Origin of the sequence: Burkholderia sp. Ed8, from assembly GCF_040761425.1 — a bacterium.
Taxonomy (GTDB): domain Bacteria; phylum Pseudomonadota; class Gammaproteobacteria; order Burkholderiales; family Burkholderiaceae; genus Burkholderia; species Burkholderia seminalis.
In genome coordinates this window covers 1,851,855-1,873,065 of record NZ_CP142885.1, presented here as the reverse complement: position 1 = coordinate 1,873,065, position 21,211 = coordinate 1,851,855, and the positions used below count along the sequence as shown (strand labels likewise).

The 21,211-nt window shown below is 68.9% G+C and carries 18 protein-coding genes and 1 pseudogene; 7 read left to right on the top strand and 12 right to left on the bottom strand.

The window, feature by feature from the left end; all coding sequences use genetic code 11:
* Positions 1-253 precede the first annotated feature (253 nt).
* Positions 254-1,381 carry a 4-hydroxyphenylpyruvate dioxygenase family protein gene (locus VXM69_RS08580; RefSeq protein WP_034191392.1) on the bottom strand — a complete coding sequence of 376 codons (1,128 nt, stop codon included), beginning with the start codon at positions 1,379-1,381 and terminating at the stop codon, positions 254-256.
* A 356-nt stretch (positions 1,382-1,737) separates the two neighbouring features.
* On the opposite strand from VXM69_RS08580, the gene shiA reads away from it, so the two are divergent.
* Positions 1,738-3,045 (top strand): shikimate transporter, encoded by a 1,308-nt coding sequence (gene shiA, locus VXM69_RS08575; protein WP_049028589.1) that lies wholly within the window; start codon positions 1,738-1,740, stop codon positions 3,043-3,045.
* A 33-nt stretch (positions 3,046-3,078) separates the two neighbouring features.
* Here shiA and VXM69_RS08570 read toward each other — a convergent pair whose 3' ends face one another.
* Entirely contained in the window at positions 3,079-3,696 is a 618-nt protein-coding gene (locus VXM69_RS08570; protein ID WP_367188408.1) for an HNH endonuclease, read from the bottom strand.
* A 324-nt stretch (positions 3,697-4,020) separates the two neighbouring features.
* On the opposite strand from VXM69_RS08570, the gene VXM69_RS08565 reads away from it, so the two are divergent.
* The gene (locus VXM69_RS08565) at positions 4,021-5,322 is read left to right on the top strand and encodes a UDP-N-acetylglucosamine 1-carboxyvinyltransferase (protein WP_034191394.1); all 1,302 of its coding nucleotides are present in this window, start codon (positions 4,021-4,023) and stop codon (positions 5,320-5,322) included.
* 92 nt (positions 5,323-5,414) lie between these two features.
* Here VXM69_RS08565 and VXM69_RS08560 read toward each other — a convergent pair whose 3' ends face one another.
* A complete protein-coding gene (locus VXM69_RS08560) occupies positions 5,415-6,029 on the bottom strand; it encodes a hypothetical protein (protein ID WP_034191395.1) in 615 nt (204 codons plus the stop codon).
* A gap of 115 nt (positions 6,030-6,144) precedes the next feature.
* Here VXM69_RS08560 and VXM69_RS08555 point away from each other — a divergent pair, with 115 nt between their 5' ends.
* The gene (locus VXM69_RS08555; RefSeq protein WP_034191396.1) at positions 6,145-6,915 is read left to right on the top strand and encodes an IclR family transcriptional regulator C-terminal domain-containing protein; all 771 of its coding nucleotides are present in this window, start codon (positions 6,145-6,147) and stop codon (positions 6,913-6,915) included.
* Positions 6,916-6,939: 24 nt separating this feature from the next.
* Here VXM69_RS08555 and VXM69_RS08550 read toward each other — a convergent pair whose 3' ends face one another.
* The 5 genes from VXM69_RS08550 to VXM69_RS08530 all read right to left on the bottom strand — a co-directional run bounded on the left by VXM69_RS08550 (position 6,940) and on the right by VXM69_RS08530 (position 13,031).
* Positions 6,940-9,240 (bottom strand): ATP-dependent DNA helicase, encoded by a 2,301-nt coding sequence (locus VXM69_RS08550; RefSeq protein WP_034191397.1) that lies wholly within the window; start codon positions 9,238-9,240, stop codon positions 6,940-6,942.
* Positions 9,237-10,934, bottom strand: coding sequence for a VRR-NUC domain-containing protein (locus VXM69_RS08545; RefSeq protein WP_367188407.1), 1,698 nt, complete (start codon positions 10,932-10,934; stop codon positions 9,237-9,239). The genes VXM69_RS08550 and VXM69_RS08545 overlap by 4 nt, the downstream gene beginning before the upstream one ends.
* Positions 10,935-11,029: 95 nt before the next feature.
* Positions 11,030-11,911: a MipA/OmpV family protein gene (locus VXM69_RS08540; protein ID WP_049028585.1), complete on the bottom strand. Its 882-nt coding sequence runs from the start codon at positions 11,909-11,911 to the stop codon at positions 11,030-11,032.
* 204 nt (positions 11,912-12,115) lie between these two features.
* On the bottom strand, positions 12,116-12,427 hold the full coding sequence (locus tag VXM69_RS08535) for a hypothetical protein (RefSeq protein WP_034191672.1): 312 nt from the start codon (positions 12,425-12,427) through the stop codon (positions 12,116-12,118).
* A gap of 304 nt (positions 12,428-12,731) precedes the next feature.
* Positions 12,732-13,031 (bottom strand): hypothetical protein, encoded by a 300-nt coding sequence (locus tag VXM69_RS08530; RefSeq protein WP_049028584.1) that lies wholly within the window; start codon positions 13,029-13,031, stop codon positions 12,732-12,734.
* Positions 13,032-13,174: 143 nt separating this feature from the next.
* Here VXM69_RS08530 and VXM69_RS08525 point away from each other — a divergent pair, with 143 nt between their 5' ends.
* From VXM69_RS08525 to VXM69_RS08515, 3 genes are all read left to right on the top strand, one after another.
* A complete protein-coding gene (locus VXM69_RS08525) occupies positions 13,175-13,423 on the top strand; it encodes a hypothetical protein (RefSeq protein ID WP_034191401.1) in 249 nt (82 codons plus the stop codon).
* 338 nt (positions 13,424-13,761) lie between these two features.
* Positions 13,762-14,193 (top strand): CBS domain-containing protein, encoded by a 432-nt coding sequence (locus tag VXM69_RS08520; RefSeq protein WP_034191673.1) that lies wholly within the window; start codon positions 13,762-13,764, stop codon positions 14,191-14,193.
* A gap of 30 nt (positions 14,194-14,223) precedes the next feature.
* Positions 14,224-14,727 (top strand): PRC-barrel domain-containing protein, encoded by a 504-nt coding sequence (locus VXM69_RS08515; RefSeq protein ID WP_367188406.1) that lies wholly within the window; start codon positions 14,224-14,226, stop codon positions 14,725-14,727.
* Between the two features lie 6 nt (positions 14,728-14,733).
* Here the strand turns inward: VXM69_RS08515 and VXM69_RS08510 are convergent, their stop codons facing one another.
* The 3 genes and pseudogenes from VXM69_RS08510 to VXM69_RS08500 form a co-directional block, all read right to left on the bottom strand.
* Positions 14,734-15,357 (bottom strand): DUF4142 domain-containing protein, encoded by a 624-nt coding sequence (locus VXM69_RS08510; RefSeq protein WP_124608348.1) that lies wholly within the window; start codon positions 15,355-15,357, stop codon positions 14,734-14,736.
* Between the two features lie 52 nt (positions 15,358-15,409).
* Positions 15,410-15,819: pseudogene (locus VXM69_RS08505) on the bottom strand (BON domain-containing protein).
* A gap of 36 nt (positions 15,820-15,855) precedes the next feature.
* A complete protein-coding gene (locus tag VXM69_RS08500) occupies positions 15,856-17,844 on the bottom strand; it encodes an ATP-binding protein (RefSeq protein ID WP_367188405.1) in 1,989 nt (662 codons plus the stop codon).
* A 381-nt stretch (positions 17,845-18,225) separates the two neighbouring features.
* Between VXM69_RS08500 and VXM69_RS08495 the strand changes: the two genes are divergently transcribed.
* The gene (locus tag VXM69_RS08495; RefSeq protein WP_367189231.1) at positions 18,226-19,263 is read left to right on the top strand and encodes a sigma-54 interaction domain-containing protein; all 1,038 of its coding nucleotides are present in this window, start codon (positions 18,226-18,228) and stop codon (positions 19,261-19,263) included.
* A gap of 28 nt (positions 19,264-19,291) precedes the next feature.
* On the opposite strand, the gene VXM69_RS08490 is transcribed toward VXM69_RS08495, so the two are convergent.
* On the bottom strand, positions 19,292-21,091 hold the full coding sequence (locus VXM69_RS08490; protein WP_034191406.1) for a methyl-accepting chemotaxis protein: 1,800 nt from the start codon (positions 21,089-21,091) through the stop codon (positions 19,292-19,294).
* Positions 21,092-21,211 lie beyond the last annotated feature (120 nt).

The window sequence follows — 21,211 nt, the reverse complement described above, 5'->3', positions numbered from 1 at the left end:
GTGAACGTCCGATACATGCCCTCGGCGGCACGGCATGAAGAAGAGGCTCGCACGGTGCGAGCCTCTTTTGCAGAATGCCGTCGCCACCGCGCAATTCACGATGCCTCGCCCAATGCCGATGGCTTGGCCACTTACCCGAGCGGCACCGCACTTCCGAGCGGAATCCGCATGAGCGTTGCCTGCCGCGTGACACCCGCCTTCGAAAAGAGCGCGCGCGGGTGCGTACGCGCCGTGTGCTCCGGCGCCTGACCGCTCAGCCGGCGGCGCGCGCGCGGGCGAGCGCCGCGAGGTTTCCTTCGCCGAACCCGTGGTGCCCCTGGCGCTGCACGATCTCGAAGAAAATCTCACCGGGCCGGCGCTTCACGAAGGTCTGGAAGAACAGCTTCGGCACGCCGTCGCTGCCGATCTCGCCGTCGACCAGCACCGCACGGCGGCGCAGCGCATCGAGATCGACGCCGTGCCCCGGCAGCCGCGCATCGACGTCGTCGTAATAGCGCGCGGGCGGCTCGATGAATTCGACGCCGTTCGCACGCAGCGCATCGACGCACGACAGGATGTCGTCGGTGGCCAGCGCGACGTGCTGCACGCCCTCACCCGGATGATCGGGCAGATACGCGTGCATCAGCTCGGTGCGCCGCGTGCCTTCCTCGTAGACCGGAATCCGCACCGCGCCGCACGGCGACACCATCACACGCGATTCCTCGGACACATGCCAGTGGGCATCGATTTCGTGGATCTCGCGAAAATGCAGCAGGTCATGGTAGAAATCCAGCCACTCCCGCATGCGCCCGGCGCCGACGGTTTGCGTGAAGTGGTCGACCTGCTGCAGGCCGACGCCGACGCAGTCGAGATCGGTGTGCGCGGTGGCGATGTCGATCGGCCGGAAATCGATGTCGAAGATCGAGATGTCGCCGACGCCGCCGCGCTGGCCGCCCCGCCCGCGCCAGCGGTCGACGAAATACAGGTGCGAATCGCCGATGCCCTGGATCGCCGGGATCTTCAGCTCGCCCACGCCGACCTTTTCACCCTCGAACGCCCACGCGCCGAGCTCGATCGCGCGTTCGAACGCGCGCCGGGCGCTCGCCACCCGCAACCCGATCGCGCAGACGCCCATCCCGTATTCCTCCGCATAGCGCGCGGCGAACGAATCAGGCTCGGCATTGATCAGAAAGTGCATCTGCCCCTGCCGGTACAGCGTGACGTTCTTGCTGACGTGGCGTGCAATCGCCTTGAACCCGAGCTGCTCGAAGCGCTGCGCGAGCGCCTCCGGCACGGGCGCAGCGAATTCGACGAATTCGAGGCCGGCCATTCCGAGCGGATTGGCGGCCGGATCGGCAACGGGCGGCGTATCGCTGGGCAGGGGGTGGGAATTGCCGGGCATTCCAGTCTCCGGGGGCATGCGGTCGATGGGGATGGCGCCCGTCGCGTGCGGCGTGCGCGGCTGATGGTGGACCACGCATCCGCGCCGAACGGGCGAATTGTCGATGCTGCAGATTTTAACCAGATCGTTCACGACGGCACACCCTGGCCGAACGGGATATCGTCACGACGCCTAGTGCAAACCCGAAAAGCGTTCGATAATCGCACGAATTTGAACGATAATCGCGCATTTCGTCCGTTTGGCCAATTGCCGCCATGCGGCGCGCACCCTATTCTCCGTTCACCCATCGACTTCAATGCAGCATCGAACGCGGCGCCGCCACGATTCCACGATGCGCCGTGCCAGGAGACACCGCCATGACCCCAACCTTCGACACCCTCGACGCCGCGGCCGGCGCCCGAGCCCGCAACCAGGCCCGCAAGGCCGCGATCGGCAGCTTCGTCGGCGCCGTCGTCGACTGGTACGACTTCCTGCTGTACGGGATCGTCGCCGCGCTGGTATTCAATTCCGAGTTCTTCCCGAAAGTCAGCCCGACGATGGGCACGCTCGCGGCGTTCGCGACGTTCGGCGTCGGCTTCCTGTTCCGGCCGCTCGGCGGCGTCGTGTTCGGTCACTACGGCGACCGGCTCGGGCGCAAGCGGATGCTGGTGCTGACCGTGATGCTGATGGGGCTGTCGACGGTCGCGATCGGCCTGCTGCCGACATTCGCGACGATCGGCTGGTGGGCGCCCGTGCTGCTGGTGCTGATGCGCGCGATCCAGGGTTTCGCGGTAGGCGGCGAATGGGGTGGCGCGGCGCTGATGGCCGTCGAGAGCGCGCCCAAGCAAAAGAAGGCGTTCTACAGCAGCGGCGTGCAGGTCGGCTACGGTGTCGGCCTCGTGCTGGCAACGGGCATCGTGTCGATCCTGAGTCATACGCTCGGCGAGGCCGCGTTCAAGTCGTGGGGCTGGCGCCTGCCGTTCGTGTTCAGCATCGTGCTGGTGCTGATCGGGCTGTGGGTCCGCAAGAACATGGACGAGTCGCAGGAGTTCGTCGAGAAGGTCGAGCACGGCAATCGCAAGCTTCGCCTGCCGGTGCTGGAAGCACTGACGCGCCATCCGAAGGCGTTCCTGCTGATCATCGCGCTGCGGCTCGCCGAACTGTTCACGATGTATATCGTCACCGCGTTCGCGCTCAGCTATTCGACGACGAACCTCGGCATGTCGCGCGACCTGTTCCTGAACATCGGCCTGCTGGTCGGCGCGGTGAGCTGCGTGACGATCCCGTGCTTCGCGTGGCTGGCGGACCGTTACGGCCTGCGCCGGATCTACCTGATCGGCGCGCTGATCGGGCTGGCGTCCGCGGTGCCGTTCTTCGTCGCGCTGGAGGCGCGGTCGATCGCCTGGATCGTGATCTTCTCGATCCTGTTGGCGAACGCCGCGCACGACATGGTCGTAAGCGTCCAGCAGCCGCTGTTCACCGAGCTGTTCGGCGCCGAGTACCGCTACAGCGGCGCGGGTGTCGGCTACCAGTTCGCGAGCGTCGTCGGCGGCGGGTTCACGCCGTTCATCGCGGTCGGCCTCGTCAGCCTGGCCGGCGGTTCGTGGCACCTGGTCGCAGGCTATCTCGCGGTGGGCTGCCTGATCTCGCTGGTGGTCGCCGCGCGAATGCGCGCGGCGGGGTGAGGGAATGAGTGCGTGGCCGGCGAGCGTCGCCGGCTACGCGCGAACGAGGCGCGGCAGCTGTGCGTAGAGGCGTTCGACGAGGTGCCGGGCGCCTTCGCCGTAATGCAGTTCGCGGTGGCAGTTCGGGCAAACGGCTACTGTGTTCGACACGAGATCGGGGCCCCGCTCCGCTAGTTTGCGGACGTGGTGCGCCTCCAGATACGGCAGCCCGTCGGCGCCCTTGAACGGCGCGGGCTCGTTGCAACATTCGCAAATCCCATTCGCTTGCGCCAACACCCAAGCCTTGACTGCCGGATCGCGGCGAATCTGGGTCACGGTTGCACTGGTGACCGCAGGACTCGCGTTGCCCAAAGGCGGCACAATCTGCGGCTTTTTCAATGCGTCGCGCACGTCGAGTTCGAATTTCACGATTGGAGCGGCCGACCGCTGTTCCAGTTCGTTGATGAATCGCTCGATCAACACGCCATTCGAGCCGACGTTTTTTGCGGGCTTGAGCCCAGGAAGCCATTGACGGCCCATGAGCGCGAGCACATACGAAATGTTTTGCATCCGGTACTCGAATGCTTTCGCCGTGCGATTGAATTGCACGGCCAGCCTGTCGTACACCGCTTTCTTGACGTAGGACTGCCCCGAGCGCTCGCGCTCGAGCATTTTGAGATATTCGTCGACCGACGAGCGAAGTTCGTCAGGCGTCCACGGCCGCCCATCGGCACTCGTAGAAACGTCGTCAGTTGGGAGGGATTGCGGTGTTGGTGTCGACATGAAGGGCCGTGTTAGGAATTCCGGTCTCGATTTTACGAGATAAGAAACCGATCCGATCCCAGTAACATCGGCATGCCAATGTCAGCAGCGGCCAACGTCAAACACCGTCAATCGCGCGCCCGATTCCCCCTTTTCCCCTCTGAACATTCCACGCCACCGGCCGACCAATGGCATCATATGGGCCTACGTCAGTCACCGATACGCCCCCATATCATGTCGAATCTCATCGTCCACGGCGGCACTCCGCTGCGCGGGGACATCAAGCCGTCCGCGAACAAGAACGCCGTCCTGCCGATTCTGTGCGCCACCCTGTTGACCGATCAGCCGTTGCGCCTCGTCGGCGTGCCGGACATCACCGACGTGCGCAAGATCCTCGACATCTTCCGCACGCTCGGCAGCGACGTGTCGGTCGACTTCACGACCGGCCTGCTCGAACTCCACCATCGCAACACCAGGTTCGATCCGGCCGTCCACCGGCTGCCCGAGGCGATGCGCTCGTCGATCATGCTGATTCCGCCGCTGCTCGCGCGCTTCGGCGTCGCGCGCCTCGAGAACGACGTGAAGGGCTGCACGCTCGGCGTGCGCGAGATCGACCCGCACGTCGAGGTATTCGAGCGCTTTGGCGCGCACATCGAGCGCACGCCCGATTCGCTGATCGTTCGCACCGACGGCCCGCTGACGGCCAACGATCACTGGTTCGACTACGCGTCGGTGACGACCACCGAGAACTTCGCGCTGTGCGCGACGGCCGCGAGCGGCACGTCGACGCTGATGAACGCGGCGTCCGAGCCGCACGTGCAGGAGTTCTGCCAGTTCCTCGCGATGATCGGCGTCTCGATCGAGGGCATCGGCACGTCGCGGCTGTGCGTGACGGGCGGCGGCAAGCTCGGCGGCGGCGAGTTCCGCTTCGCCGAGGATTTCCACGAGATCGCGACGTTCCTCGCGCTCGGCGCGATCACCGGCGGCGACATCACGGTACGCAACTCGTCGCCCGAGCATTTCCCGCTGATCGATCGCACGTTCGCGAAGTTCGGCGTCAACGTCACGCACCGCGACGGCTGGTCGCGCGCGGAACGCGACGGCCCGCTGCGCGTGCGCCGGCCGTTCACGCAGAACATCCTGACCAAGGTCGAAGCCGCGCCATGGCCGTACCTGCCGGTCGACCTGCTGCCGATCTTCATCGCACTCGGCGTGCGGGCGGAAGGCAGCGCGATGTTCTGGAACAAGGTCTACGACGGCGCGCTCGGCTGGTCCGGCGAGTTGTCGAAGTTCGGCGCGCACGTGCTGCTGTCCGATCCGCACCGGCTGATCACGTTCGGCGGGCTGCAACTGACGCCGGCACGCGTCGAGAGCCCGTACATCATCCGCGTCGCGATCGCGCTGCTGATGGTCGCCGCGAGCATCGAAGGCCGCTCGGAAATCATGAACGCGCTGCCGATTCGCCGCGCGCATCCGCATTTCGTCGAGAACTTGCGGTCCGTCGGCGCGAACGTCGAGTGGACGAGCAGCGAGTAACGCGCTGAAGCACGCGGCGCGCGCGATTCGGGCGCCGCGTTCACGTGGCGGCTTTGACCGGCCGCCGGCCTCTGCCAGGCCCCCTTCCCGCGTTACTCGCCGCCACTGCAATCGGCGTCGCCGGCGCCCATGTGGTCGAATCCATTGAGCATCACGGCCGTCGTGCCGCGTGCAGGGTTGCTCGGCCGCTTCGCGAGGCGTTCATCGAGCGCGGCCGACGGATACTGGACGCTCGTATCCATCACATTGCCCGGCTGCGACCGCAGTTCCGCCTCGGTCAGCTTGCTTCCCTCCGCACGCGGCAGCCCGAATGCCTTGCGCACCTCCGCTTCGTTCCACGTTCCCTTCAGCGTGACCGTGACCATTTGCAGGTTGCCATGCTCCCAGTCCAGGTCGACCTTCGTCGCGAGCGGATGCACGCTGGCCGCGAGCCGGTCGGGGAACGCCGGGCCTTCGTAGTACGCCTTCGTGTTCTTGCATGCGTCGCCCGCGTTCCGGTACTTCTTGAGCGCGCAATTGAAGCGTTTGTCGCGGTAACCGAACGTCGTTTCGACGTAGCAGCCGAATGCCGGCGACGCCATGCGGGGCCACGCACGGATGTCGACGGCCGGTTTGGGGAGGGTTGCGTCGCCAGTCGCGGGATTCGCCGCGGCAAGCAGCGGCACGGCCGCGGCGAGCGCGGCCAGGGCGGATTCTCGGATTTTCATTGTTCTGTTCCAGTCGGAGCGGCGATTCTAGCGCGGCTTCGCCAGCCCGGTCGATCTGCGCGATAATCGCCCAATTCTGCGCGCTCACCGCGCACACGCGTTTCGCCATCCACCGATGAAAAAGCCCGAGCTCGACCGACGCGACTGGATAGCCGGCCTCGAAAAAGGCCTGATGATCCTCGAAGCCTTCGACAGCCAGCACGCGCGCATGACGCCCACGCAGGCCGCCGCCCGCACGGGCCTCACGCGCACGGCCGCGCGACGCTACCTGCTGACGCTCGAATCGCTCGGCTACGTGTACACCGACGGCAAGCTGTACGGCCTCACGCCGCGCGTGCTGCGGGTCGGCTGGTCGTACTTCGATTCGGCGCGTCTGCCGCGCACGGTCCAGCCCTATCTGCAACAACTGAGCGCGTCGCTGAACGAATCGGCGTACGTCAGCGTGCTCGATGGCTGGGAACTGGTGTTCATCGCGCGCAATGGCGTGTCGCGGGTGATGACGACCGGCTTCGTGCTCGGCGCACGCGTGCCGGCGCCGCTGACGTCGCCGGGGGTCGTGCTGCTCGCCCATCACCCCGATCGCGAGGCCGTGCGCGCGTGGCTCGACGAAACCGAGCTGCCGCCGTTCACGCCGCATACGATCACCAACAAGGCGCGGCTGCTCGAACAGGTGGACCATGCGCGCGACGCCGGTTTCGCGGCGATCGAGCAGCAATTGCAGGTCGGCGTGCGCGGGATCGCGGTGCCGCTGAAGAACCGTCACGGCGAAGTGGTCGCCGCACTGAGCACGAACATGCCGATCGGCGCGGAGACGGCCGACGCAGCCGTGCGGCGCGTGCTGCCGCACCTGCAGGAAGCCGCACTCGCGATGCTCAACGTGCTGTAGCGGCGGGCAGCCCCACCAGCTCCGTCATCCGATCCGCCACCATCGCGGCAGCAGGTCGCGCACTTCGCGCCTGCGATACCGGTCGTCGATCAGGTGCACGACACCTTCGTCGTGCTCGGTGCGGATCACGCGCCCGGCCGCCTGCACGACCTTCTGCAAGCCCGGATACAGGTACATGTAGTCGTAGCCGTTGCCGAAACGCGCCTCCATCGTGCGCCGCATCTGCTCGTTGATGTCGTTGACCTGCGGCAGCCCGAGCGTCGCGATGAACGCGCCGATCAGCCGCTCGCCGACCAGGTCCACGCCTTCCGAAAACGCCCCGCCCAGCACGGCGAAGCCGACGCCGCGCCCGCCCGCGTCGAAGCGCGCGAGAAACGCGTCGCGCTCGCTTTCGGCCATGCCGGGCGCCTGAGCCCATACGGGCACGTCGGGATGGCGCGTTTGCATCAGCGCGACCACGCGCCCGAGGTAGTCGAAGCTGCTGAGGAAACCGAGGTAGTTGCCGGGCCGCGTCGCGTATTGCGCGGCGATCAGGTCGGCGATCGGTTCGAGCGACCGGTCGCGATCGCGCCAGCGCGTCGACACGTGACTCGCGACGCGCACCGTCAGCTGCTCGGCGCGGAACGGCCCGTCGACGTCGAGCCAGCCGGTATCGCTCGGCAGCCCGAGCGTGTCGCGATAGAAATGGAACGGGCTCAGCGTGCCCGAGAACAGCACGGTCGCGCGTGCGGTGTCGTAGCGCGCGGCCAGAAAGCCGGCCGGAATCACGTTGCGCACGCACAGCGTCGACTGGACGCGGCGGCGCCGGCTCGCCGAGGCGACGCCATCGAGCGCCGGCTGGCGCGGCATCGGTTCGCCATGCAGCGTCGCGTCGAAGATCGATGCGCTGTCGAACGCTTCGGCGAGTACGCCGAACTGGATCGCGTCGAAATGAAATCGCAGCAGCGCATCGCCGTTCGCGCGCGGCGCGTCGGTCAGGTGTTCGCCGATCGCCGCGACAAGGTTCTGCACGGCCGACACGATCGGGCCCGGCACGTCCGGATACGCGGCATAACGCTCGGTCTGCGCGCGATTGACCGTGCCCCAGGCACGAGCGAGCCGGTCGAACGCCTTGCGCAGCGCCGCCGGCGCAGCTTCGCGGGCGGCCGCGAACGCGAACGGATCGAGCGACGCGCTGTACATCCTGCGCGCGCGGTCGAGCAGGTTGTGCGCTTCGTCGACGAGCACGCCGACGCGCCACTGGTTCTGCTGCGCGAGCGTATGCAGCATCGCGCTGCCGTCGTAGTAGTAGTTGTAGTCGCCGATCACCATGTCCGACCAGCGCGCGAGTTCCTGCGACAGGTAGTACGGACAGACGTCGTGAGCCCGCGCGGCCGTGCGCACGGTATCGCGATCGAGCAGCCCGGCCTCGATCGCCGCATCGCGCGCGGCCGGCAGCCGGTCGTAGAAGCCTTTCGCGAGCGGGCACGATTCGCCATGGCACGCGCTGTCCGGATGCTCGCACGCCTTGTCGCGCGCGACGAGTTCCAGCACGCGCAGCGGCAGCGCGCGCGTGCCGGCGCCGAGCGTCGTCGCCGCTTCGAGCGCGAGCGCCCGGCCGGGCGTTTTCGCGGTCAGGAAGAATACGTGGTCGAGTTCGCCCTCGCCGCACGCCTTCAGCAGGGGAAACACGGTGCCGAGCGTCTTGCCGATGCCGGTCGGCGCCTGCGCCATCAGGCAGCGCGCGTCGCGCGCCGCGCGATAGACCGAGACCGCCAGCTCGCGCTGGCCGCTGCGGAACTGCCCGTGCGGAAATGCCAGCGCACGCAGCGCCGCATCGCGTGCGGCGCGATGAGCCGTTTCGCGCTCGGCCCAGCCGACGAAGCATGCACATTGCTCGGCGAAGAACGTGGCGAGCGTGCCGGCATCGAGCGTCTCGGTCAGCACGGTCTCGCGCTCGGACACGATGTCGAAATACACGAGCGCGACGTCGATTTCCTTCAGGCCGCGCGCGTCGCACATCAGGTGCGCATAGACCTTCGCCTGCGCCCAGTGCAGCGTGCGGTGGTTGGCCGGCATCGCGTCTAAGCTGCCGCGATAGGTCTTGATCTCCTCGATGCGGTTCGCCACGGGATCGTAGCCGTCCGCGCGACCGCGCACGGTGAGCGTGCCCCACGTGCCCGTCAGCGCGATCTCGGTTTCGTAGCGCGCGCCGCGCTTCGACGTGACCGCGCCGTGGCCGGCGATGCCTTCGAGCGCGGTCGGCGCGGGCGTGAAGCGCAGGTCGAGATCGCCGCGCCGCGCGGTGAACTCGCACATCGCACGCACCGCGACGACGTAGCTCATGCGGACAGCCCCGCCGCTTCCGCGCGCGCCACGCCCTCGCCGGCCCATGCCACGTCGACGACGCGCACCGGCATGCCGTGCGCGACGCAGTAGGCGAGCCAGCGCGTCTGGTTGTCCTGCAACCGGTCGCCGGGGCCTTTCACCTCGATCAGCTCGTAACGGCGCTCATCGGGCCAGAAGCTGACCAGATCGGGCAGCCCGGAGCGGTTGCTGCGGATATCCGCGAGCAGGCGCGTGAACCACAGCCGCAGGTGCTCGGGCGGCAGGCACGCGAGCGCCTCTTCGAGCAGCGCGTCGGTCAGCACGCCCCAGAATACGAACGGCGACTGCAACCCCGCCTTCGTCGCGAAATGCCGGCGGATCGTGTCGCGGTACGCGCCCGAATCGAGCTGCGCGAAACAGGCGTCGAATGCGTCCGCCCGGCGCACGGCGAAATCGGGCGCGTGCAGGTCGGCCGGGCCGCGCTGGAACGGGTGGAAGAACGCACCGGGCACCGCCGCGAACACGGGCTCCCAGCACAGCAGGCCGAACAGCGAATTGATCAGCGTGTTTTCGACGTAATGGACCGGCGCCGCCGGCTGCGCGAGATGATCGCGCACCGCGAATTCGACGCTGACGAACGCGTCGGGACGCGCGAGCACGAGCGTCTCGCGCGGCACGTCGGCCGCGGCTGCCGCACGTTCGACGCGCTGGCCGGCGCGGCGCAGCAGACGCGGCAGCATGCGCTCGACGCGCTGGCGTTCCTCGTCGCTCTCGAAGCGGCCGCGCGCATCGAGCGCCAGCGCGAGCGCGTCGGCGTCGCGCCCGCAGCGCTCGAGCACGCGGATGCGCCGGTGGCGGCTGCCGGGCCACGCGCTGCGCGCATACGCGTCGAGCGCGGCGTCCCAGTCGGCCCGCCGCTCGCAGGTCTGCCCGAGCGCGAACAGCAGTTTCGCGCGACGCGTCGCGAGCCATGGCTGCGCGCAGCCGACCGCATCGATCGCGCGCGTCAGGTCGTCGAACGGCACGTCGTCGGGCCACGCATCGAGCGCGTCGCGGCACGTCTGAAGCGCGAGATACGCGTCGACGTCGCCGCGCTGCTGGAACGCGCGCGACGACGGCGCGATCGGCACGCTTTCGTACTGGAACACGCCGAGATCGGCGAGCACGAACTCGCTCCAGTCCTGATGGAGATTGCCGAAGAACATCAGCCGCAGCCGGTCGCACAATGCGCCGACCGTCACGCGCAGCACACGGTCGCCGGCCTGCGCGCACCACGCGTCGAGCGGCTGCGCGGTGTCGTCGTACATGGCCCGCAGCCGTTCGAGCCATTCGGGCTTGCGCTCGCCCGCATGCGCCGCGAGCGACGGGAAGATGTGCAGCAGGTCGGCCTTGGTCGACAGCGCGAACAGCGCGTCGAGCGTGAGCGCGGGCGCCGGGTCGACCCAGTCGAGCGCGACGAGCGGCGCGGCCGCGTCGAGCGTGCAGCCGATTTCGTCGTACACGAGCTTGCTCGCGCGGAAGTCGGACCCGCTGCGCATCAGCATCCGCACGAGCAGCGCGCGCGACGGCTGCGGCAGCGTCGCGAACTGCCGGACGAACGTGTGCTCGTGCGCGTCGAACAGGTCGTCGTAACGCTCGCCGAGCCAGGCCAGCGCGCGTTCGAAATTGGTCAGGTAGTAAAACGCCGGGGGCGTCGGCGAAGCAGGCGTCACGGAGATCGATCACTGTACGTTTGTACAGGTCGGAATCATATCAAATGTGACGGCCGATGCCGCGTGCGGCATCGGCCCTCCGCGGCCCGGCGCGGTCAGAACTGGTAATTCACCGACATGTCGAACACGCCGTTGGTCGACTGCTGCGTGATCGGGCTGCGCGCCGCGCGGCCGACGAGCTGCTCGAGCGCGCCGTCCATCGTGACGAACCAGTGCTTGTTCACGAACCACACCATCGTCACGCCGACGCCGGCCGACTTGATCCCCGCGCCCGACGAATAGGCCGGCAGCCCGGAGCGCGCGGCGGCGCCCGGGTTCACGCCGAACCAGCTGTTCATGTAGCGCGAGTCGGCGAACGACACGGTCGGCCCCGCGAACCAGAAGAAATTCTCGTTGCTGCCCGGCATCGGCATGTACGCGGAGAAATCGCCGGTCCAGCCGTTCGAGCCGCCGATGCTGCGCCGGACATCCGCACGCAGCACGAGCGGGAAATCCTTCGAGATCACGTAATCGGCCGCCAGTTTCATCACGGGCGCCGCATTGATGTTGTCGAGGCCGTTCAGGTGGCCGAGATCGTCGGCCGAGCGGCGCCCGAGGTCATAGCCGACCGACAGGCTCACGCGCCAGTTCGGCCCGCGCAGCACGTTCGCGCCGAGGCCTTCGCCCGTCGACAGGAAAAACAGGTCGCGGTAGCGGATGTCGACGTTCGGGCCGCCCATCACGCGATAACGATCCGAGCCCGCGTAGCGGGGCTGCAGCGTCATCGCGGCGCCGAGGCTGACCTGCCAGGTCGGAATGTTCGGGTCGAACAGTTTCTGGAGCGGCACGCCCGCCGAGTATTGCCATTCGCCGAGCGGCGAAGGCGTCTGGGCCGACGCGTCGCGGGCGCCGGACGCGGCGAGCGCCGCGAATGCCGAAAGACCGGATACGAACCGGCGGGTGCCGGGTGACAGCAACAGGCGAGCAACTGTGGCCAAGGTGGTCTCCGTCGGTTGCGCGAAACGAACCTGGGGGAAAGCGCATCGCGCGTCGGCGGCGGCACCGGCACGGCAGCGTGCTGCGCGAACGTAGCGTGCGCTGAATTAACGGACATCCTACGCGACACGCGCGCAGACGCAAAGCGCCCGTTGTGCGCGGGCACTTTGCCGGATTCCGGCACGCGCCGGTGTTGGATGGCGGAATCAGAAACGCTCGACGTGATAGTCGCCGGCCAGCGCGGCCGGGCTGCGCGACGACATCATTCGCGAGAAGCCGTCGGCGAGCCGGCCGAGCGCCAGCTGTTTCTGGCTGGCGTCCCAGTGCGTATAAGCGTCGTACGCGGCATCGTCGAACGACACGGTGACGGCGGCCGGGCGGCCGCTGGCGCGAAAGCCGATCTGCAGCACGCCGCCCGGCAGTTCCTCGATGTGATAGCGCAGCGAACGCGATTCGAAATAGCGGCCCAGCACCTGAGCGATCGCGCGCTTGTCGGGTGATTGCACGTGAATGTCCATGACGGTCCTCCTTTTCAGTGTTCGCGCGGCCGGTTGTGGCGCCCCGCTTCCGCCCGGCATCCGCATCGGCGGCGGGTTCGACGGCGGGTCGCCCTGCGGCAGCCCGTCGGGCACGGGCGGGTCGACCGGATCGTCGGGGCCGGGCGGTACCGGATGCGGGTCGACGTCGGGGGTCGTCGGTTCGGGGCGGTGCAGCGTGGATGGCGTCTTCATGTTTCTCCTGCGCGACGGCGCGCGCCTCTCGATGGCGCCGCGAGCGCGCGCAAGCGGCGTGCCCGCTCTTACCCGTCATGCATGCGGCCGCTCAGTCGTCATAGGCCGCCATCACCAGCCACATCATGCGCCCCTCCGCGTTCAGCCGAACCGCGAGCGCGAACGGATCGGACGGCGCGCAATGCGCGACGAGCGCCCGCTGCGCACGCTCGGGGCCGTCGTAGACGGTGTCGTTCAGTTCGCGTACCTCGTCCTTGCCGTCGAACATCCGCCGCTCGGGCCGATAGACCAGCGATTCGCGCTTCCACGCGGCGAATCGCGCGCGCACGCTGGCGAAATCGCCGCCGCAGACGTTCGCGTCGTAACGTATCCTTTCCCTGGTTGCATTCATCACGATGTCCTCTTGTCCATGCGGACGGCACGCGGCTCATGTCCCGCGTGCGCGTCCGGATTCCCCGGCGCGCAAGCGTCGTGCCGTCGGCCCGTCACGGGCACGGCGCTTGCGCGTGCATCCATGACCAAGGAGGTTCGACCATGACCGCTTACGCCACCGGCCGCCGCGACGCCGTGTCACCGGCTGCCGGACCGTTCCGTCTCGCCCCGTCGCGCCCACCGTCCGAAGACAAGACGGAGGAACGCATCGACGAAGGGCTCGAGGAGACGTTTCCGGCCAGCGATCCGCCCGCCGTCGGCGGCGCGACCCGTATCGACCCCGCCAAGCCGTCCGGCAAGCACGAACGTCGCGCGCCGCACGCCCCTTCCCCGCCCCGCGATCACGGCTGACGGCGGCACCCGGCTCGCGATGCGCACCGCCGCATCGGCGGGCCGGACCCATTCGGAGCGATCTGATGAAACACCTCGAACGCAGATGGCATGAGATCAGCGGCGCCGCCGGCGTCGCCGCGCTGGCCGCCATCGAGAGCGCAGTGGTGCTGGCCATCGTCGTCATGACGGGCGTCGGCCACTGACGTGTCGCGCCGCCCGTCGCGGCAGCCGCCGTGGAAGATGTACAAGCGGGCTGGCAAATTTCTCCGTTGCGCGGCCGTCGAGGCCCGGCGCATGCGCAGTGCGCGCGGCACGGCATCTGCTCCCGTTTCGTCCTGCTCACGAAGGAGGCGTTCATGTATCGCGTCAACGAGATCATGTCGCGCGACGTGGTGTGCGTCGCACCGACCGACACGATTCGCCATGCAGCCGAACTGATGCAGCGCTTCGATATCGGCGTGCTGCCCGTTTGCGACGGCACCGAACTCGTCGCGATCGTCACGGACCGCGACCTGGCGGTGCGCGGACTGTCGCACGGCCATGCGCCCGATACGCCGGTGCTGGCCGTCGCATCCGCGCCCGTGCAGTGGTGTGTCGAGGACGACGGCGTCGGCGACGTTCAGCAACGGATGGCCGACGTGCAACTGCATCGCTTGCCGGTGCTCGACCGCGACCGCCGGGTGGTCGGCATCGTGTCGCTCGGCGACATCGCGACACGCGCGGGCGGCCCCGAACGCGACGAGCTGGCCAATACGCTCGAGGACGTGTCGCTGCCGCGCCGGCGCTGACCGCCCGCGGCTTCGACCAGGAGAAGATCGATGACTATGGACAGAGCGTCGCGCGGCGACACGCGCATCGTGGGCGGCGATCGCCGCCCGACCGGCCGCGGGCCGGGGCCTGACGTGATGGCCGCCCGGACACTCGCGGGCGATCGCGTGCTGACGGTCGAAGGTGACGACATCGGCCAGGTGGCGAACATCATGCTCGACGTGCGGGCCGGCCGCGTCGCCTACGCGGTCGTCGCGTCGGGCGGCATGCGCGGGCTCGGCGGCAAGCTGCTCGCGGTGCCGTGGAGCATGCTGGAGCTCGACGTCGAGCGCACATGCTTCGTGCTGCCGGTCGCGACCGAACTCGTGCGCGACGCGCCCGGCTTCGACCCGGACTGCTGGCCCGCGATGGCCGATCCGGACTGGGCCGGGGCGCTGCATGCGTACTACGGCAGTGCGCCGTACTGGCTGATCGAGGAAGGCGAAACGGCACTCGACTCGCCGCCGCACGAGGCGTCGCCGGACGGTCCCGAGGACGCCAAGCGGCGCCGTTGATGCCGGTCAGTGCGCGGCCGCGACGGTCCGTGCGAGTTGCCGCGCGGCGGCCAGATGCGCGTTCAGCGTCGCCAGCGTGCCGGCCGCGAACGCGCGAAGCTGCGGATCACGGCCGTTCCTCGCTTCGGCTTCGTACAGCCGGATCGCCTCCTCATGCGCTCGCGGGCCCGCCAGCGCGACATATGCGGTGTCGAACGCATGGCCCTCCTTCGTCCGCAACGCCGTCACCGCCGGATCGACCAGCATCCGCGCCTGTACCGGTACGCCCTTTTGCGCGCCGAGCTGCCGCAATTCGCCGGCGATGCGGGCGTGATCGTCGATCATCCGGCGCGCGAACGCCTTCACGGCGGGATTCGACGCACGGTCGAGCGCGAGCTGGCTGGCTTGCCGTTCGACCTTGTCGAGCATGCCTGCCTTGTCGACGAACTCGGCATCGATGCCGGTGGGCCGCTGCGTCATGCCGGCCTCGTCGGCGGTCGTGCCGGGGCGGACGACGCCCGGCGCGACCTGTATCGACGACGCGGGCGGCGTCTGCGCGTGCGAATACGCCAGCGCCAGTACGCCGACGGCGGCAGCCAGCGCGAGGGTCACCCGCGGGCGACCGTGCCGTTTTCTCGGGCTCCTGGTCATCCTGACCTCCGTGTGCCGCGACGGAGCGGGCCGGCGCTGCCCGCGCGTCACGTTACTTCCGGCGGATCTGCAGCTTGTCGCTCACCCGCGTACGCCGTCGACGTCGCGCGCCACGCGGATCGCGGTCGCGCGCTGCCGTTCGTCGGGCACGCTGCCCGACAGTTCGGCGACACGATGACGAACCTGGACGTCGATGTCGCCGGACGCCAATCCGCGTTCGGCGACGAGCGCGGCCCTGACGCGGGACGCGAGCGTCGCATCGCGGATCTGGCCGCCGACGGCCGACGCCTGGCTCGCGAGCTTCGCACCGACGCCCTCGTCGGCCGCTGCATGACGGGGTGTCGCGATCCATGAACACGACAGCATCAGCAGGCTCGCGATCGACACGACCGGCCGCATGCGCCGCCGCCGCGCCTGCTTGCTGCCCGCGCCGTTGCACCGCCTGGTTTCCGCTGCATCCATCGATGCCTCCCTCGTTCCGTTGTCGCCGGGCTGCGCTCAGCCGCGCCGTTTCCCGCGCTGCGCATCGTCCGGCGCGACGTCGACGATCACGCTCGCGAGCGTCGGCATGTCGACCGGCTTGCACAGATACGCATCGAAGCCAGCGGCCAGCACACGGTGGCGGTCGGCCTTGCCGGCGTGCGCGGTGACCGCGACGACCGGCAAGTGCCCGCTGCCGCCCGGCAAATGGCGAATCCGGTCGAGCAACCAGAAACCGTCGCCGTCCGGCATCGCAAGATCCGACAGTACGACGCTCGGTGGATGCTGCGCCACCGCGTCGAGCGCGTCGTGCCCCGACTGCGCGGTCGACACCTGCGCGCCCATCGTTTCGAGCGCCGCGGCGAGGCTCGCGCGCGAGGTGGCGTCGTCGTCGACGACGAGCACGCGCTGGCCGTCGAGCGCGACCGAGTCGGGCCCGCCTGCGCGGCGCGCCCGATTCTCGGCCGGGTCGTCGGCGTCCCAGCCGGCCGGCAGCGTGACCGTCACGGTCATCCCGCGTCCGGGGCCGGCGCTCGTCGCGACGACGTCGCCGCCGTGCAGCTGCGCGATGTTGCGCACGATCGACAGGCCGAGCCCGAGGCCGCGCTTCGGCGACGCGAACGCGCCTTCGGGGCGGCTGAAGGTCTCGAACAGATGCGGCAGGTATTCCGGTGCGATCCCTTGGCCCGTATCGGCGACCGACAGCCGCACGCGTTCGCCCGCACGCGTCAGCGATACGGTGACGCGGCCGCCCGCCGGCGTGAACTTGATCGCGTTCGACAACAGGTTCGACAGCACCTGGCGCACGCGCTCGCCATCGGCCGGAATCACGCAGGCGGGCATCGTGTACGCCGCCGACAGTTCGAGGCCGTTCGCCTGCGCGGTTGCAGCGAGCTCGCGCGTTGCATCGCGCACGACGCGCACGAGATCGACCGGCACGCGTTCGAGACGCAGCCGGCCCGTCGCGAGCGACGACGCGTCGAGCAGGTCGCCGACCATGTGCGACAGCGACCGCGCGCTGCGATCGATCGCGTCGATCGCCTGCTCCGCGAGCCCATGCCCGTCCACGTTGCGCAGCACCTCGACCCATCCGTAGATCACGTTCAGCGGTGTGCGCAGCTCGTGCGACACCGTGGCGAGCAATTCATCCTTCAGCCGGTTCGCGGTGTCGGCCTGCGCACGCGCGTCGCGGGCGCCGCGCAACGAGCGCAGATCGCGCCGCTCGCCGCGGCGGCGTTCGCGCGCCTCGCGCAGCGTCATCGACAGGCCCGTGCAGTTGCCCTGCGCATCGACGATCGGCGACGCGGCGAAGGTCGCGCGAAAACGGCCGCCGTCGCGCCGCACGCACAGTACGTCGAGCGGCCCGACCGGCGCATGCAGGTTCGCGAACGTCGCGGGCACCGGATGCCGCCGCAGCCAGCGCGGCGTGATCATCTCGGCGACGTCGCGCCCGCTTGCCTGCGCCGCGTCGAGCCCGAAGAGCCGGCGCGCGGCCGGGTTCAAGCTCGTGATCCGGCGCGTGGTGTCGACGCCGACGATCGCATCGGGCGACGCGTCGACCACCCGGCGCAAGAGGCTGTCGTCGGGATCGCGTGCGAGCGGCGCGGGCTCGCGATGCAGCGGGCGCGCTTCGGTGTTCGCGTCGTCATCGTCGTCGACTGCGTGCAGGCGATCGTTCGCGATCAGCGGCTTCACCGCCGCCACCAGCACGCACTCGACGAAGCTGATCGCGACGAACGCGCCGGCCTGCGCGAGCAGCGTGGCCAGCGGCGCATCGCGCCACCACAGCGTGCCCATCACGGCCACGCTCACGACGGCCGCGGCAAGGCCGCCACCGAACGACGTCAGCCATGCGGCAGCCGCAACCCCCGCATAAAAAGGCAGCGGCGCAAATGGCGCGTGCCCGCCGACGGCGTGAATCGCCCACGCCTGCAGCGCGGACGCCAGCCCGACGGCCAGCACGACCCATGCACCCTGCCGCAACAGCTCATGGGTCAGGGTCTTCATTGCATCCTTGCCTCGCGCCGGTTCCCGTCGTGCGGCGTCGTACCGTTCGGCCATCCGAGATACCGTCGAGCGTGCCGGGCGGGCCCGGAGACATCCGCAAGCCATGTGCCCGGGACGGGCGTGACGCGATGATCCGGCGAGGATGGCGGGACGGTGCATGAGCGCAGGCGGTCCGGCGCCGATGCAGGCTGGCCGCTGCTTCGGCCGAAAGCGGTCGCGACCGCCTTTTTTCATCGGCTTTCTGTAAAAAGGCGCGAGTCCGACCCTCGATCGAGCTGCCTTTCCCGGTGAGCCCGGACACCGATGGGCGAATTCTTCCGTCCCCGTCGCGGACATTGGAAATTACTATTCCGCGGCACCTTCGCGGCCGTTTCGCTGTCGATGATAAATATTGCAATGAACGGAACGCGTGATGCCGAATTTCAAAACGGCCCGCCTATACCGATGAATGAAACCGCAAACCGGTCGAAGCAGCGCGCAGACGGCCGCCGGCTGTCCGGCCGGTCCTCCGCGATGCGCACGCTGCTCGGCCGCATCGAGAAAATCGCGCCGACCCGCGCCAGCGTGATGATTGCCGGCGAAAGCGGGGTCGGCAAGGACATCGTCGCGCGCCGGCTGCACGATCTGAGTGCGCGGCGCGACGGCCCGTTCGTGCCCGTGAATTGCGGCGCGATTCCACCCGATATCGCCGAGTCGCAATTGTTCGGGCACGAGAAAGGCAGTTTCACGGGCGCGATCGCGCAGCGGGAGGGCTTTTTCGAGGCCGCGCGCGGCGGCACGCTGCTGCTCGACGAGATCGCCGAGATGCCCGCGGCGCTGCAGGTGAAGCTGCTGCGGGCGATCGAATCGAACGTGATCGTGCGGGTGGGCGGCACCGAGCCGATTCCGCTCGACGTGCGCATCGTGTCGGCCACGCGCCACAACCCGGCCGACGCCGTGCGCGACGGCCGGCTGCGCGAGGACCTGTTCTACCGGCTCGCCGCGTTCGCGCTGTACGTACCGCCGCTGCGCCAGCGCGACGGCGACGTCGAGACGATCGCGCAGGAATTCGTCGACACGCTGAATGCGCGGCACCGCTCGCACAAGCGGCTGACCGACGCGGCGATCGCGGCACTTCGCGCATACTCGTGGCCCGGCAACGTGCGCGAGCTGCACAACACGATCGAGCGTGCGTACATCCTGTCGGACGACGGCATCGACGTGACGCTGCCGAAGCAGCCGATGCCGCCCGACCGCACGTCGGAGGGCGCGATGGCGCTGCCGCTCGGCGCGACGCTGCACCATGCGCAGCAACGCTTCATCGCCGCCACGCTGCGCCACTTCGACGGCAACAAGCCGCGCGCGGCCAAGGCGCTCGGCATCAGCCTGAAAACGCTCTACAACCGGCTCGCGCTGATGCGCGACGGCGGCTGCTCCTGAGCGCGGCGGCGGCGCTTTCCGGCCGCGGTTACGCGACCTTGAACCGCCCGACCGTCGTCGCCAGCGCATTCGCCTGCGACTGCAGCGCGGTCGCCGCGGCGGTCGACTGTTCGACGAGCGCCGCGTTCTGCTGGACCATTTCATCGAGCTGCGTGACCGCGCGGTTCACTTCCTGGATGCCGCGCGTCTGCTCGTTCGCGGCATGCGTGATCTCGGAGATGATGGTCGTCACGTTCGACACGTTGGACACGATCTCGCGCATCGTGTCGCCGGCCTGGCGCACCTGCCCGGAGCCGGCCGACACGCTCGCGACCGTCGATTCGACCAGCACCTTCACTTCGCGCGCGGCCTGCGCGCTGCGTTGCGCAAGGCTGCGCACTTCCTGCGCGACGACCGCGAAGCCGCGGCCTTGCTCGCCCGCACGCGCCGCTTCGACGGCCGCGTTCAATGCGAGGATGTTGGTCTGGAACGCGATCCCGTCGATCACGCCGATGATGTCGCCGATCCGGCCGGACGCTTCCTCGATCTTCTCCATTGTCGCGACGACGTCCGACACGACCACGCCGCCGTGCGACGCGATCCGCGAGGCCGCCGCCGCGCGCTCGTCGGCCTGGCCGGCGGCGGCCGCCGACTGGCCGACGGTCGCGGTGATCTCTTCCATCGACGCAGCCGTCTCCTCGAGGCTCGCCGCGGCCGATTCGGTCCGCGACGACAGGTCCTGGTTGCCCGCCGCGATCTCGTTCGCGGCCGTGCGCACCGATTCGCTCGCGTCGCGGATCTCGCGCATCACGTCGTTCAGCTTGTCGACGAAGCTGTTGAACGAGCGCGCGATGTCGGCGACTTCGTCGCGGCCTTCGGCCGGCAGGCGCTGCGTCAGGTCGCCGGCGCCCGAGCCGATCGCGGCCATCGCCTGGCGGACCTGCGACAGGCGGCGGAACGCGGTCGCGGTGATCGCGCCGATGATCAGCGACGCGACGCCGACGATCACGACCAGCGTGATCAGCGACGCGGTCAGCAGCGAGCGCATGCCGGCCGTCGCCTCAGCCTTGTCGAGCAGCACCAGCGCATACCAGTCGGTGCCCGGCACGGGGCGCGCACGCACCAGCTTCGCGTCGCCGCCGACGCTCACCTCGACGGGGGCCGTCGCGGCCGCGATCGTCGCCGCGCCCGTCGCGCCGAGTTCCGGCGACACGTCGGCGACCGGCTTCAGCGTGAGCTTCGGGTCCGGATGCGCGACGACGTGGCCGCTGCTGTCGACCAGCATCCCGAAGCTCGCGGGCGTCGGGCGGATCGACTTCACGTTGGCGATCACGCTGTCCATCGCGACGTCCGCGGCAACGACGCCCTTCAGCGCACCGTCACGCAGGATCGGCACCGCGAACGTGACGACGAGGTTGCCGGTGCCGGCATCGACGTAAGGCGGCGTGACGACCGGCTTGCCGGCTTGCGCGGCCTGCTTGTACCACGGGCGGCCGGTCGGATCGTAGTCGGGCGGGATGCCGGTCGGGTCGGAGAAGCGGAACGCCTTGTCGGCATAGCCAGCGTAGACGTTCGTGAAGCCGCCGGCCGTGGCCATCTGCTTGAACACCGGCAGCGGATCGGGCGCGAGCGCCGCATCCTGCAGCGACGCGATCATCCGGCTCCGGGTCGCGACCCAGTCGGCGATCCCGACCACGTGGCCGCTCGCGACGGAGGTCAGGTTGCGGTCGATCGCGTCGTCGTTGTACGAGCGCGCGATGAAGTAGTTGATCAGTGTGCTGGCGACGAGCGCGAATACGACAATGGCGACGCACGCGGCAAGGATGCGGGCGCGGATGGACGAAAACATGGCAACGACTCGGTAAGGGAGCGCGAACGCCCGGTGGACGAATTCACCGGGTAAACGGCAATCGCGCCACTTACTTGAGGCCGTTGTGACAATTCAATGAAATGGATGGCGAAAGAGGTG

Excerpts from the sequence above, each read along its gene's own strand:
- VXM69_RS08510 (WP_124608348.1), bottom strand. The coding sequence starts at position 15,357 with ATGACCAGGAGCCCGAGAAAACGGCACGGTCGCCCGCGGGTGACCCTC.
- VXM69_RS08550 (WP_034191397.1), bottom strand. The coding sequence starts at position 9,240 with ATGAGCTACGTCGTCGCGGTGCGTGCGATGTGCGAGTTCACCGCGCGG.
- VXM69_RS08520 (WP_034191673.1), top strand. The coding sequence starts at position 13,762 with ATGTATCGCGTCAACGAGATCATGTCGCGCGACGTGGTGTGCGTCGCA.
- VXM69_RS08495 (WP_367189231.1), top strand. The coding sequence starts at position 18,226 with ATGATAAATATTGCAATGAACGGAACGCGTGATGCCGAATTTCAAAAC.
- VXM69_RS08560 (WP_034191395.1), bottom strand. The coding sequence starts at position 6,029 with ATGAAAATCCGAGAATCCGCCCTGGCCGCGCTCGCCGCGGCCGTGCCG.
- VXM69_RS08515 (WP_367188406.1), top strand. The coding sequence starts at position 14,224 with ATGACTATGGACAGAGCGTCGCGCGGCGACACGCGCATCGTGGGCGGC.
- VXM69_RS08535 (WP_034191672.1), bottom strand. The coding sequence starts at position 12,427 with ATGGACATTCACGTGCAATCACCCGACAAGCGCGCGATCGCTCAGGTG.
- shiA (WP_049028589.1), top strand. The coding sequence starts at position 1,738 with ATGACCCCAACCTTCGACACCCTCGACGCCGCGGCCGGCGCCCGAGCC.
- VXM69_RS08555 (WP_034191396.1), top strand. The coding sequence starts at position 6,145 with ATGAAAAAGCCCGAGCTCGACCGACGCGACTGGATAGCCGGCCTCGAA.
- VXM69_RS08525 (WP_034191401.1), top strand. The coding sequence starts at position 13,175 with ATGACCGCTTACGCCACCGGCCGCCGCGACGCCGTGTCACCGGCTGCC.
- VXM69_RS08530 (WP_049028584.1), bottom strand. The coding sequence starts at position 13,031 with ATGAATGCAACCAGGGAAAGGATACGTTACGACGCGAACGTCTGCGGC.
- VXM69_RS08565 (WP_034191394.1), top strand. The coding sequence starts at position 4,021 with ATGTCGAATCTCATCGTCCACGGCGGCACTCCGCTGCGCGGGGACATC.
- VXM69_RS08500 (WP_367188405.1), bottom strand. The coding sequence starts at position 17,844 with ATGAAGACCCTGACCCATGAGCTGTTGCGGCAGGGTGCATGGGTCGTG.
- VXM69_RS08490 (WP_034191406.1), bottom strand. The coding sequence starts at position 21,091 with ATGTTTTCGTCCATCCGCGCCCGCATCCTTGCCGCGTGCGTCGCCATT.
- VXM69_RS08580 (WP_034191392.1), bottom strand. The coding sequence starts at position 1,381 with ATGCCCGGCAATTCCCACCCCCTGCCCAGCGATACGCCGCCCGTTGCC.
- VXM69_RS08570 (WP_367188408.1), bottom strand. The coding sequence starts at position 3,696 with ATGCTCGAGCGCGAGCGCTCGGGGCAGTCCTACGTCAAGAAAGCGGTG.